Raw genomic sequence first — 13,129 nt, forward strand, 5'->3', positions numbered from 1 at the left:
GCCGTTATGGCCGGTTTATTCTTTCGTCACCGCATCTTTCTCTTCGCCGGCTTCTTCCCGTTCGGCCGGTTTGACGTCCACCATGATGGCATCCGGTGCATGGTCATCATCATCATCAAAGTTTTCCATGTTCACTTCTTGTTCATCGCTCGTCAAAATCGTGACGTCCATGCCCAAGCTTTGCAGCTCTTTGATCAACACTTTAAACGACTCCGGCACACCCGGCTCCGGAATGTTTTCTCCTTTGACGATCGCCTCGTACGTTTTGACACGGCCGACGACATCGTCGGACTTGACGGTCAAAATTTCTTGCAGCGTGTATGCCGCCCCATACGCCTCAAGCGCCCATACTTCCATCTCACCAAAGCGCTGGCCGCCGAACTGCGCCTTGCCGCCGAGCGGCTGTTGAGTGACGAGTGAGTACGGGCCGGTGGAACGGGCATGAAGCTTGTCGTCGACCATGTGGGCGAGCTTGATCATGTACATGATCCCAACCGACACGCGGTTATCAAACGGTTCACCCGTCCGTCCGTCATACAGCACCGTTTTTGCATCGCGCGCTAGACCTGCCTCTTCGAGGATGTTCCAAACGTCTTCCTCCGTCGCCCCGTCAAAGACCGGGGAGGCGATGTGCAGGCCGAGTTTTTTCGCCGCCATGCCAAGGTGCAGCTCAAATACTTGCCCGATGTTCATCCGCGACGGAACGCCGAGTGGGTTTAACATGATGTCAATCGGCGTGCCATCCGGCAAGAAGGGCATATCTTCCTCCGGCAAAATGCGGGAAATAACCCCTTTGTTTCCGTGGCGGCCTGCCATTTTGTCGCCCTCGGAAATTTTCCGCTTTTGCACAATATAGACGCGCACTAGTTGATTGACACCCGGCGGAAGCTCGTCGCCGTCTTCGCGGTTGAACACTTTCACGTCAAGGACGATGCCGCCGCCGCCGTGCGGGACGCGCAACGACGTATCACGCACCTCGCGCGCTTTTTCGCCGAAGATCGCGTGCAAAAGCCGCTCTTCCGCCGTCAACTCGGTCATTCCTTTTGGCGTCACTTTGCCGACGAGCAAGTCGCCGTCTTTGACTTCTGCGCCGATGCGGACGATGCCGCGTTCATCCAAGTTTTTCAGCGCATCCTCGCCGACGTTTGGAATGTCGCGCGTAATTTCTTCCGGACCGAGTTTCGTATCGCGCGATTCGGCTTCATACTCTTCAATATGAATTGATGTATACACGTCTTCTTTGACGAGCCGTTCGCTCATGATGATCGCGTCTTCGTAGTTGTAACCGTCCCATGTCATAAAAGCGACAAGCACATTGCGGCCAAGCGCCAATTCGCCCTTATCCATCGACGGGCCATCGGCCAAAATTTCGCCCTTCTCAACGATATCGCCTTTTTTCACGATCGGCCGCTGGTTGTAGCACGTGCCTTGGTTCGAACGAACGAATTTCAGCAACCGATATTTATCTAGATCACCCTTGACTTCTTTGCCGTCCACTTCAATCAGCCGACGCACCCAAATTTCCTTTGCTTCGACGCGCTCGACGATGCCGCGGTGCTTGCAAATGACCGCTGCGCCCGAGTCTTTCGCCGAAACATACTCCATCCCCGTGCCAACGATCGGCGCTTCGGGTTCCAACAGCGGCACGGCTTGCCGCTGCATGTTCGCTCCCATCAGCGCGCGGTTCGAGTCGTCGTTTTCCAAAAATGGGATGCACGCCGTCGCTGCCGAGACGACTTGCTTCGGCGAAACGTCCATGTAGTCGACGCGATCGCGCTTGACGACGATGTTCTCGCCGCGGAAACGGGCGACAACGTTTTCTTCAAGGAACGTGCCGTCCTCCGCAAGCGGTACGTTCGCCTGCGCTACAACGTAATTGTCCTCTTCATCGGCTGTCAAATAATCGATTTGGTCCGTCACCCGCCCTGTTTCCGGATCGACGCGCCGGTATGGCGTTTCAATAAAGCCGAACTTGTTCACTTTCGCGTAAGTGGACAGCGAGTTGATGAGTCCGATGTTCGGACCTTCCGGCGTTTCAATCGGACACATCCGCCCGTAGTGCGAATAGTGAACGTCGCGCACCTCAAACCCAGCGCGCTCACGTGTCAATCCGCCAGGGCCAAGCGCGGACAGACGCCGCTTGTGCGTCAGTTCGGCCAATGGGTTCGTTTGATCCATGAACTGTGACAGCTGCGAGCTGCCGAAAAACTCTTTGATCGCCGCGATCACTGGGCGGATGTTGATCAGCTGCTGCGGCGTAATCGTGTTCGTATCTTGGATCGACATGCGCTCGCGCACGACGCGCTCCATGCGCGACAGGCCGATGCGGAATTGGTTTTGCAATAGTTCGCCGACCGAACGGAGGCGGCGGTTGCCTAAATGGTCGATGTCATCCGTATCGCCGACGCCGTGGAGCAAGTTGAAGAAATAGCTGATCGACGCAATGATGTCAGCCGGTGTAATATGTTTGACATCCTCGGCGATGAAGCCGTTGCCGATGACGTTGATCACTTTTTCGCCATCCGGGTCATTCGGGGCATAAATTTTGATCGTTTGCACCGAAATGTCCCCGTCCACCACCCCTTCGGCCGGGCGGTATGTCTGTAAGCCGACCCCTTTTTCCAAATACGGGAGCAGGCGATTCAGCGTTCGGCGGTCGATCATCGCTCCAGCTTCGGCGATGACTTCCTTGGTTTCGGGATCAATGATCGTTTCCGCGAGCCGCTGATTGAACAGGCGGTTTTTAATATGAAGTTTTTTATTGATTTTATAACGGCCTACGCTCGCCAAGTCATAGCGCTTCGGATCAAAAAAGCGCGACGCCAGCAAATTTTTCGCATTCTCAAGCGTCGGCGGCTCTCCCGGACGAAGACGCTCGTAAATTTCAATCAACGCTTTTTCCGTGCTGTCGGTATTATCTTTTTCAAGCGTATTGCGCAAGTATTCGTTGTCGCCGAGCAGATCGATGATTTCTTGGTCGGAGCTGAACCCAAGCGCACGGAGAAGCACCGTAACGGGCAGTTTACGGGTGCGGTCGATGCGAACGTAAACGACGTCTTTCGCATCGGTTTCATATTCAAGCCATGCGCCGCGGTTCGGAATCACTGTCGCCGAGTAGCCGCGTTTGCCGTTTTTATCAACTTTGTCGCTGTAATAGACGCTTGGCGAACGGACGAGCTGGGAAACAATGACGCGTTCCGCCCCATTGATAATAAACGTTCCGGTTTCCGTCATGAGCGGAAAATCGCCCATAAACACGTCTTGTTCTTTCACTTCGCCCGTTTCTTTATTAATCAAGCGAACTTTGACGCGAAGCGGCGCCGCATATGTAACGTCGCGTTCTTTCGCCTCTTCGACCGTATATTTCGGTTCTCCTAAACTATAGTCGATAAATTCAAGCGAGAGATTGCCGGAAAAGTCTTCAATCGGGGAAATTTCCCTAAACATTTCCCGCAGCCCTTCATCGAGAAACCATTGGTAGGAGGACGTTTGAATTTCGATCAAGTTCGGCAATTCCAGCACTTCGCTGATGCGTGCATAGCTTCTGCGTTGGCGGTGTCGCCCGTATTGAACTAGTCGGCCTGTCAAGAGTGATTCACCCCTCAAATGTAGACATTAGTGAAAACCGGAACCGGAACAGCTCCATCATCCGCTCTGCTCAGCAATCAATGCCTTCAAGGCGGACTGGCCGCTCCGTCATTCCGGGGCAAAGCACTAGGCATGCATGCGGCCGGCCCCCGCCATCCGGGCGGAAACGGCTTCGTTGCGTGCACCGCCGTTTCATTTAGGGGATTTAACACGCTCCCGGCGCGAGGAAACCAGGCGTTGAGTTGAATGGAGAAAAAAAGAAAATGGTTTCTATTCCAATAGAAAACCATATGGTTCGTTGTTTATTGATTTTATCATTGTTTCCATTACGTCCAAAATTATACGTCATCCCCTCTGCACGGGAAATGTGCATATTTAGCATTTTATAATGCTACCACAATAAAAAAACGGTGTCAACATTTTTTCGCCTTTATGATATAATATCCTTTTTTCTTCGCGACGACTTCTACAGCAGGAAAGCATTCGTTCAGCTTTTGCAAGGCCGATGGGGCGCCTTGCTTTTTTTGAATGACGACCCATAGCTCGCCATGATCGAGCAGATAATCGCGGCTTTGTTCAAAAATCGCGTAAACGACCCGTTTGCCAGCCCGGATCGGCGGATTGGTGACGACCGCTGCAAATCGCTGTTCTCCGACTTCCGAAAAAAGATCGCTTTTGTAAATCACCGCATTGTCAATCCCGTTTGCCTGCTTGTTTTCCTGCGCCAGTTCGAGCGCCCGCTCGTTGACATCAATCATGTGAACGCGCCGGTTTGGAAACGATTTGGCCAAGGCAAGCCCGATCGGCCCATATCCGCAGCCGACATCCAACAAATCCCCAGCCACTCCCGGCTCCTCGAACGTTTCAATTAACAGGCGTGTGCCAAAGTCGACTTCGCGCTTTGAAAACACTCCGCTGTCGGTCGTAAAGCGGAATTCATGCCCCCGCAACACGTACGTCCACGTTTGCGGGTTTCGCTCCGACGTCGGATTGACTGAGTAATAATGCTCGCTCATCATCATCCCCTCCTCCTTGTCGACAGGCTGCACTGCCTTCCGTATATATAGTGTAACAAAAAAGAGGCCGTCCCTTGCTTCGGGCAAGCCTCTTTTTTCAATGGCGCAGCCATTACTTGATTTCGACTTTCGCGCCAGCTTCTTCGAGTTTTGCTTTGATTTCTTCTGCTTCTTCTTTCGCAATGCCTTCTTTGATCGGCTTCGGGGTGTTGTCGACCAAGTCTTTCGCTTCTTTCAGGCCGAGGCCAGTGATTTCGCGAACGACTTTGATGACTTTGATTTTTTGCGCGCCGGCGTCGGCAAGAATGACGTCGAATTCCGTTTTTTCTGCCGCTGCTTCAGCGCCAGCTGCTGCGCCGCCCGCGACAACAACCGGAGCCGCAGCTGTTACGCCGAATTCTTCCTCGATCGCTTTCACCAATTCGTTTAATTCCAATACGGTCATATTTTTCACTGCTTCAATGATTTGTTCTTTCGTCATCACAACTTCCTCCTTTGTTTTCTGAATGATTGTTAAGCACATATCGATGCGCCATTACGCGCCTTGTTCCTCTTGCTTGTCAGCCACCGCTTTAATCGCAAGCGCAAAGTTGCGGATCGGGGCTTGAAGAACGCTAAGCAACATCGAAAGCAACCCTTCGCGGGACGGGAGTTTCGCCAACGCATCGATTTCTTCTTTGCTGGCGATGTTCCCTTCGATGACGCCGCCTTTGATTTCCAATGCTTCATGCGTTTTCGCAAACTCGCTTAAAATTTTTGCCGGCGCCACGACATCTTCATTGCTGAAGGCGATGGCATTTGGACCGGTGAACACTTCATCCAGTCCTTCCAAGCCGACTTCCGCGAGCGCCCGGCGGGTCAAGGTGTTTTTGTACACTTTAAACTCGACGCCTGCCTCGCGCAGCTGTTTGCGCAACTCGGTCATTTCCGCCACGTTCAAGCCGCGGTAATCAACGATGACGGTTGCCTTGCTGGCCCGGAATTTGTCTGCGATTTCCGCGACCACTTGTTTTTTCAGTTCAATCGCGCTCGACACGTCCTGCACCTCCTGTAAGGAAAATGAGAGAATACCACTTATACCGTCTGCTCAATAAAAAACCTCCATGCCGCGTAGACATGGAGGTGTCGTTCAACGCACCGCCGCTCGTCCCCGACGCAGGGCGCGCTGTTCTATCGTCCACATACCTCGGTAGGAAATTAAGCCTCAAACAGGCACCTACTGTCTACGGTACAAATGATATTCATTTGTTCAGCCAAATGGCATTTTAACAGACGGACAAACAAAAGTCAACGGTTATTGTGCAACAGCAACCGTGGACGGGTCAACCTTGATGCCAGGGCCCATTGTCGATGTAATCGTGACGTTTTTCACGTACGTCCCTTTTGCCGCCGCCGGTTTGGCTTTCAAAATTGCTTCATAGACGGCCGCGAAGTTTTCAGCCAATTTCTCGTTGTCAAACGACACTTTGCCGATCGGAACGTGGATGTTGCCCGCTTTGTCGACGCGGTATTCCACTTTACCAGCCTTGATTTCCTGCACCGCTTTTGCTACGTCAAACGTGACTGTTCCGGTTTTCGGGTTTGGCATCAACCCTTTCGGCCCTAAAATGCGGCCGAGTTTCCCGACTTCACCCATCATGTCCGGCGTAGCAACAACGACATCAAAGTCAAACCAACCTTGCTGGATTTTGTTGATATATTCTGTATCGCCGACATAGTCAGCGCCAGCCGCTTCTGCTTCTTTCGCTTTTTCCCCTTTCGCGAACACCAACACGCGCGCCACTTTCCCTGTGCCGTGCGGCAGGACGACGGCGCCGCGAATTTGTTGGTCCGCTTTTTTCGGGTCGACGCCCAAACGGAACGCCACTTCCACCGTGGCATCGAATTTCGCGATGTTCGTTTTTTTCACGAGCTCGATTGCTTCAGCAATCGGGTATGCTTTGGAGCGGTCGACGAGCTTCAATGCTTCTAAGTATTTCTTTCCTCTTTTCGGCATGTGAAAAATCCTCCTCGATTGTGGTTTTAGCGGAAAAACCTCCCACATTGAACGTTCTTCGCTTCTTTCGAAAACGAAGAAGCGGACGGATGCCCATTCATCGGGCCCGTCTTGCTGTTTTTGTTCATGGAGAGAGAGGTTGCCCAATGACGCAACCTCCCCTACAAACGACGCACCGGCTTTAGTCTTCAATCACAATGCCCATGCTGCGGGCCGTGCCTTCGATCATGCGCATGGCCGCCTCAATGCTCGCCGCATTCAAATCCGGCATTTTCAGCTCAGCGATCTCACGTACTTTGTCGCGTTTAATTGTCGCCACTTTGTTGCGGTTCGGTTCGCCGGAGCCCGATTCAATGCCCGCCGCTTTTTTCAGCAATACAGCGGCTGGCGGCGTTTTCGTGATGAATGTAAATGAACGGTCTTCAAAAACCGTAATTTCAACCGGAATGATCAACCCTGCTTGGTCCGCCGTGCGGGCATTAAACTCTTTGCAAAACGCCATAATATTGACACCGGCTTGACCCAACGCAGGACCTACTGGCGGCGCCGGATTCGCTTTCCCTGCAGGAATTTGCAGTTTGACGACCTTGATTACTTTTTTCGCCACGAGACACACCTCCTTAAGTCCGTGATGTGGTATTAGGGATTGCCCCTCCCACTCATCCGGCTCCGGTCTACTGAGCCGTTTTCCTATCTCCCGTTCAGTTGAGAGGATCAGCGTAAAAACAAAACGGCTCCCTTATACAAGTGTATAAGTTCACCGCCATATGTCTCCGTTTAAGAGACATACTGACTTTAAAATAGTATCACTTTTCCCTATCAATTGCAAGTTCTTTATCCATTAGATTTTTTCTATTTGCGAAAACTCAAGCTCCACCCGTGTTTCACGCCCAAACATATCGACAAGCAGCTTCACTTTATGTTTATCCGGGTCAATCGCTTCAATTTTCCCTGTAAAGTTCGCAAACGGACCTTCTTTGATCCGCACCGTTTCATTTACCTCATAGTCTACGTCAACCTCGGCAAGCGGCATGCCCATCCGCTTCAAGATCATTTTTACTTCTTCCTCCATAAGCGGCGTCGGTTTCGAACCAGCTCCGCTTGAGCCGACAAATCCAGTGACGCCCGGCGTGTTGCGCACGACATACCATGAGTCATCCGTCATGACCATCTCAACGAGCACATAGCCAGGGAACACTTTCTTTTTCGTCGTTTTCCGTTTTCCGTTTTTGACGTCCGTCTCCGTCTCTTCCGGAACGACGACGCGAAAAATTTTATCTTGCATTCCCATCGATTCGACGCGTTTTTCCAAATTGGCTTTCACTTTGTTTTCATATCCCGAATATGTATGGACAACATACCAGTTTTTCTCCATCAACAAGCCTCCCCAAGGCGGTTTTCGTTTTGTTTTTTGCGCAAAACAAAAACCCGTTGCCGGGTTCCATACGCGCACGATTATCTTTCATTATAACATATCCTTCGTCCGCTTATTCAAACACGAGGCGAATCAACTCAGAAATGCCGAGGTCCACAACGGCAAAAAAGACGGTGAAAAACGCCACCGTGGCCAACACGACCGCCGTGTAGTTCACTAACTCCTTCCGGTTTGGCCAACTCACTTTTTTCAGCTCGCGTACGACTTCTTTTAAAAAGTTGATTACTCGCTGCATCACTCGTACCTCCATCATCGTTCAAAACTATCTCCACCGTCTATTTCGTTTCACGATGGATTGTATGTTTGTTGCATGTTGAGCAAAACTTGTTGGCCATAAGGCGCTCACCAAGGCGACGTATCTGTTTTGCTGCCGTATAGTTTCGGCTTCCGCACTGCACGCAAGCCAGCGTCACTTTTTGGCGCATCAGCATTCCACCGTTCCTGCGAGATGTCCATAAAAATTTATCATATTGGCTGTTTCGCTGTCAATGACATCTTTTGATGCGGCGTTGCGATGCTATAAACTGATCTCGCGGTATTCCAAATATTTCTCGAGCTTCCGCTTGACGCGTTGCAACGCGTTGTCGATCGACTTGACATGGCGGTTCAGCTCTTCGGAAATTTCCTGGTATGAGCGTCCATCCAAATACAAAGCGAGCACTTTCCGCTCGAGGTCGCTGAGCAGTTCCGCCATCTTTAGTTCAATATCATCGACTTCCTCGCGGTTGACAATCAATTGTTCCGGGTCCGTCACCTGCGTGCCGGACAACACATCCATCAGCGTCCGGTCAGATTCATCGTCATAAATCGGCTTATCCAAGGAAACGTAAGAGTTGAGCGGAATATGCTTTTGGCGGGTCGCCGTTTTAATCGCGGTAATCATTTGCCTTGTGATGCAAAGTTCTGCAAACGCTTTAAATGAGGAAAGCTTGTCCCCCTTAAAATCACGGACGGCCTTATACAGACCGATCATTCCTTCCTGCACGATATCTTCCCGATCAGCTCCGACTAAAAAATAGGAGCGAGCTTTGGCGCGCACAAAGTTTTGATATTTATGGATTAAAAAATCAAGTGCTTCCCCATCCCCTTCGTGAACGAGCGCAACAAGCTGCTCATCGTCCAGCTGATGATAACCTTTCCCTTTCATTGCTTTCAAGCATTCCCCCACGCTGATCCCCCCGACCGCATCAATCGCTAACATGTATTATACAGGACAAATTTTTACAGCGTCAACCGCTCATTTTTCTCCTCTTCGCCATTTTTCAAAAATTTCAGCAATTCTATCATTTAGCGGAACTTTGGAGATCGGAGTGCGCTGCCGCATCGCTTTTACTTTTTGGGAAATGTCCCGCTCAACCGTCTCGACTTCATCCAATAGCTCGCGCGCCGACTTGCGCAGGGCGCCTTGGCCGAACACCGTCCATTGTTCGGTGTAGTCGGAGGTAGCGACATACACTTTTGTGCGCGCATTCATCAATGTTTTCGCCAACCGTTCAATTCGCTCATCGGCCGTCTCATGTTCCTTTGTAAAAATGACATCGACGTCGTAATGTTTATACTTTTTCTCGTTTCCTTGCACGAGGTGGGCATCGAATACGATCACGACATGGTCCCCGGTGAATCCTTTGTAGTCAGCCATTTTTTCAATCAATAAATCCCTTGCCGCTGCCAGATCGCCCTCTTCTTTCAGCCGGCGCAGCTCCGGCCAAGCACCGATGATGTTATAGCCGTCGACAATCAAAATGTTCATTCGCTATTCTCCCAACGGATACCGCTTCCGGTACACCTCGTACATGAGCAGGCTGGCGGCGACAGAGGCATTGAGTGAGGTGACATGGCCGCGCATCGGCAACCGGAACAAGAAATCGCACTTTTCAAGCACTAGGCGGCTGATCCCTTTTCCTTCGCTCCCGATGACGAGCGCCAACGGCATCGTGCCATCGAGCGAGCGGTAGTCGTCTTGAGCCGATGCATCCGTTCCGGCTACCCACACTCCGCGCTCTTTCAGCTCGTCAATCGTCCGCGCCAAGTTTGTCACACGCGCGACCGGAACGTGCTCAATCGCCCCGGTCGACGCCTTCGCCACCGTTTGGGTCAGCCCGACCGAACGCCGCTTCGGAATAATGAGGCCGTGCGCCCCGACCGCATCAGCGGTGCGCATGATGGCCCCTAAATTATGCGGATCCTCAAGCTCGTCCAAGATGAGAAAAAACGGCGCCTCGCCCCGCTCGGCGGCGCGAGCGAACAAGTCATCGATTTCATAGTAGCGGTAAGCCGCCGCCTGAGCGATCACCCCTTGATGAGCTCCTTCAGCCATCTGATCAAGCTTGCGCTTCGGGACATATTGGACGAGCACGCCCCGCCGCTTTGCCCATTCAAGCACAGGTTCGACGGTATGGCGCTGCGCCCCTTCCGCGATCCAAATTTTATTGATGTCGCGCCCGGCTTTGAGCGCTTCAATGACCGGATTTTTGCCGATAATGTAGTCCATCATTCCAACGCCCTTTCTTCCCTTTCAATAATGGCAAACGAACGGCCGATCAGCTCATCAACCCGCTTTTCATTATTAACCAAAAAATGATAACCGATGAGCGCCTCAAAGGCCGTGCTATGCCGGTATGTTTGTACATCCGTATTTTTCGGGATTGTGCCTGATTTGGCATTGCGGCCGCGGCGGACGATGTCCTTTTCCTCCTCGGTCAGGACGCCCTCGTCAAGCAACGCCAAAATCACTTGCGCTTGCGCCCGCGCCGACACATAGCGGACCGCCCGCCGATGCAGCTCATGCGGCCGCACGCTGCCGCCAGCAAGCAAATGGCGTCGCACATACACCTCGTACACGGCGTCGCCAATATAGGCAAGCGCCAGTCCATTTAACTGCTTCACATCGTTGACCGTTTCAAACTCCGCCATCATCGCGTGCTATCCCCGTTTCCATCTCGTTCCTTGCGGCGTGTCTTCCAAAATAATGTTTTTCGCTCTCAACTCGTCGCGAATGCGGTCGGCCAGCGCAAAATCGCGGTTTTTCCGCGCTTCATTGCGCTTTTGGATCAACGCCTCGATTTCCTCATCAAGCAGCTCATCCTGCTTCAAGGTGAGTCCAAGTACGTCCGCCAGCTGTTCGAACTCGCGCAAAAACGCGTGAATGACCTTCTCGGATGTCGTTTTTTCCTGCAAGTACAAGTTGGCCTGCTTCGCCAGTTCAAACAATACGGCAATGCCGTTCGCCGTGTTGAAATCGTCGTCCATTTCACGGATGAACGAGGCGCGGATGTCGGCAATGCGCGAAACCCATTCCTCGTCATTGTCCGTTAAGTTCGTGCTTGCCTGCAGGCGATGCTGCAAATTGCCATACGCCGTCTTCAGGCGCTCGAGTCCGCGCCGCGCACTCTCAAGCAGTTCCTCGCTGTAGTTGATCGGATGGCGGTAATGCACCGACAGCATGAAAAAACGCAGCACTTGCGGGTCGATCTCCCGGATGATATCGTGAACGAGCACGAAATTGCCAAGCGACTTCGACATTTTTTCGTTGTTAATATTTAAATACCCATTGTGCAGCCAATATTTCGCGAACGGTTTGCCGGTCAGCGCCTCCGACTGGGCGATTTCGTTTTCATGGTGCGGGAATGTCAAGTCCTGGCCGCCGGCGTGGATATCGATCGTATCGCCCAAATATTTGCGCGCCATCGCCGAGCATTCGATATGCCAACCAGGCCGCCCTTTCCCCCATGGACTGTCCCAACAAATTTCTCCTTCCTTCGCTGCTTTCCAAAGGGCGAAATCAAGTGGATCGTCTTTTTTCTCCCCAATTTCGATGCGCGCCCCAGCTTGCAGCTCATCGATCGATTGATGAGACAGCTTGCCGTATTCACGGAACTTGCGCGTCCGGTAATACACGTCGCCGTCGACTTCGTAGGCATATCCTTTGTCAATGAGCGCCTGAATGAATTCGATAATCGTATCAATGTTTTCGGTCACCCGCGGATGGATGTCCGCTTTTTTGCAGCCAAGCGCCTGAATGTCTTCAAAATACGCCTCAATAAACCGCTCAGCGATCGCCGGCACGCTCTCGCCGAGCTCGCGGGCCGCTTTGATCAGCTTGTCATCGACGTCGGTAAAGTTCGATACATACGTCACATCATAGCCGCGGAACTCCAAATAGCGGCGGATCGTGTCAAAAACGATGGCGGCCCGAGCATTGCCGATGTGAATATAATTATAGACGGTCGGGCCGCACACATACATTTTCACTTTATTCGGTTCCAGCGGCTCAAACGGTTCTTTTTTTCGCGTCAGCGTATTATAAAGCCGGATGCTGCTCATACTCGTTCTTCCTTTCTTGTTGTTTCAATGCCTCAAGCTCGCTTTTCAGCCGGGCGATTTCCTCTTCAAGCTCCCGAAACCGGTCGGCGATCGGGTCAGGAAGGTCGGTATGGTTTAAATCTTTCTTCACTTTCACCCCGTCGCGCACAACGACGCGGCCCGGAATGCCAACGACGGTCGAATTGGGCGGTACGTCTTTTAACACGACCGACCCAGCGCCGATTTTCGAGTTTTCCCCGATCGTAATCGAACCGAGCACTTTTGCGCCGGCAGCGATCAAACAGTTGTCTTTGATCGTCGGGTGCCGCTTCCCTTTTTCTTTCCCTGTCCCGCCTAATGTGACCCCTTGATAGACGGTGACATTGTCGCCGATTTCGCACGTTTCGCCGATCACCACGCCCATGCCGTGGTCGATGAAAAAGCGGCGGCCGATTTTCGCGCCCGGATGGATTTCAATGCCAGTGAAAAAGCGGCTGATTTGCGAAATCAAGCGGGCAAGAAAGTAAAATTTCCGCTTGTAAAGCGCATGGGCGATCCGATGCGCCCAGATGGCATGCAGGCCGGAATATGTTAAAATGACTTCCAAATAGCTTCTCGCCGCCGGGTCTTGCTCAAAAATGACCTCAATATCCTCTTTTAACGTTTTAAACATAATGTCCTCCCTCCACCCTCTAAGTTGTCTTGAATAAAAAAGCGTCCCTGTGCCGAAGACACAGAGACGCTTTTGGCGCGGTTCCACTCTGTTTAGCGAAACGGGGCGCCGTTTCGCTC

Annotated in this window: 15 protein-coding genes and 2 other annotated features (1 of these 17 only partly in view); all 15 genes read right to left on the reverse strand. The window is 52.0% G+C overall.

Annotated elements, in window-relative coordinates:
• Positions 1-15: 15 nt before the first annotated feature.
• On the reverse strand, positions 16-3,588 hold the full coding sequence (gene rpoB, locus ACVX3G_RS02165) for a DNA-directed RNA polymerase subunit beta (RefSeq protein ID WP_011229613.1): 3,573 nt from the start codon (positions 3,586-3,588) through the stop codon (positions 16-18).
• Between the two features lie 413 nt (positions 3,589-4,001).
• The gene (locus ACVX3G_RS02170) at positions 4,002-4,604 is read right to left on the reverse strand and encodes a class I SAM-dependent methyltransferase (RefSeq protein ID WP_015373723.1); all 603 of its coding nucleotides are present in this window, start codon (positions 4,602-4,604) and stop codon (positions 4,002-4,004) included.
• Between the two features lie 112 nt (positions 4,605-4,716).
• Positions 4,717-5,085, reverse strand: coding sequence for a 50S ribosomal protein L7/L12 (rplL, locus tag ACVX3G_RS02175; protein WP_012820484.1), 369 nt, complete (start codon positions 5,083-5,085; stop codon positions 4,717-4,719).
• 54 nt (positions 5,086-5,139) lie between these two features.
• On the reverse strand, positions 5,140-5,640 hold the full coding sequence (rplJ, locus tag ACVX3G_RS02180; RefSeq protein ID WP_011229610.1) for a 50S ribosomal protein L10: 501 nt from the start codon (positions 5,638-5,640) through the stop codon (positions 5,140-5,142).
• Positions 5,641-5,687: 47 nt separating this feature from the next.
• Positions 5,688-5,851, reverse strand: a sequence feature (ribosomal protein L10 leader region).
• Between the two features lie 47 nt (positions 5,852-5,898).
• A complete protein-coding gene (rplA, locus tag ACVX3G_RS02185) occupies positions 5,899-6,600 on the reverse strand; it encodes a 50S ribosomal protein L1 (protein WP_012820483.1) in 702 nt (233 codons plus the stop codon).
• A 181-nt stretch (positions 6,601-6,781) separates the two neighbouring features.
• Positions 6,782-7,207, reverse strand: a complete 426-nt coding sequence (gene rplK / locus ACVX3G_RS02190) for a 50S ribosomal protein L11 (protein WP_011229608.1) — start codon at positions 7,205-7,207, stop codon at positions 6,782-6,784.
• A gap of 234 nt (positions 7,208-7,441) precedes the next feature.
• Positions 7,442-7,975, reverse strand: a complete 534-nt coding sequence (gene nusG, locus ACVX3G_RS02195) for a transcription termination/antitermination protein NusG (RefSeq protein ID WP_012820482.1) — start codon at positions 7,973-7,975, stop codon at positions 7,442-7,444.
• A 112-nt stretch (positions 7,976-8,087) separates the two neighbouring features.
• Entirely contained in the window at positions 8,088-8,270 is a 183-nt protein-coding gene (gene secE / locus ACVX3G_RS02200) for a preprotein translocase subunit SecE (RefSeq protein WP_012820481.1), read from the reverse strand.
• Between the two features lie 40 nt (positions 8,271-8,310).
• Positions 8,311-8,460 carry a 50S ribosomal protein L33 gene (gene rpmG / locus ACVX3G_RS02205; RefSeq protein ID WP_075261442.1) on the reverse strand — a complete coding sequence of 50 codons (150 nt, stop codon included), beginning with the start codon at positions 8,458-8,460 and terminating at the stop codon, positions 8,311-8,313.
• 92 nt (positions 8,461-8,552) lie between these two features.
• Entirely contained in the window at positions 8,553-9,182 is a 630-nt protein-coding gene (gene sigH, locus ACVX3G_RS02210) for an RNA polymerase sporulation sigma factor SigH (protein ID WP_020278980.1), read from the reverse strand.
• 90 nt (positions 9,183-9,272) lie between these two features.
• Positions 9,273-9,785: an NYN domain-containing protein gene (locus tag ACVX3G_RS02215; protein WP_012820478.1), complete on the reverse strand. Its 513-nt coding sequence runs from the start codon at positions 9,783-9,785 to the stop codon at positions 9,273-9,275.
• Between the two features lie 3 nt (positions 9,786-9,788).
• Positions 9,789-10,526 carry a 23S rRNA (guanosine(2251)-2'-O)-methyltransferase RlmB gene (rlmB, locus tag ACVX3G_RS02220; RefSeq protein ID WP_011229602.1) on the reverse strand — a complete coding sequence of 246 codons (738 nt, stop codon included), beginning with the start codon at positions 10,524-10,526 and terminating at the stop codon, positions 9,789-9,791.
• Positions 10,526-10,951 (reverse strand): Mini-ribonuclease 3, encoded by a 426-nt coding sequence (locus ACVX3G_RS02225; RefSeq protein WP_014194591.1) that lies wholly within the window; start codon positions 10,949-10,951, stop codon positions 10,526-10,528. The genes rlmB and ACVX3G_RS02225 overlap by 1 nt, the downstream gene beginning before the upstream one ends.
• Positions 10,952-10,957: 6 nt before the next feature.
• Positions 10,958-12,358 carry a cysteine--tRNA ligase gene (gene cysS, locus ACVX3G_RS02230; protein ID WP_014194590.1) on the reverse strand — a complete coding sequence of 467 codons (1,401 nt, stop codon included), beginning with the start codon at positions 12,356-12,358 and terminating at the stop codon, positions 10,958-10,960.
• Positions 12,336-13,010, reverse strand: coding sequence for a serine O-acetyltransferase (gene cysE, locus ACVX3G_RS02235; protein ID WP_012820475.1), 675 nt, complete (start codon positions 13,008-13,010; stop codon positions 12,336-12,338). The genes cysS and cysE overlap by 23 nt, the downstream gene beginning before the upstream one ends.
• Positions 13,011-13,069: 59 nt before the next feature.
• Positions 13,070-13,129: a binding site (T-box leader), on the reverse strand (it continues 176 nt past the right edge of the window).

It is taken from the genome of Geobacillus sp. PLS 41 (assembly GCF_056494105.1).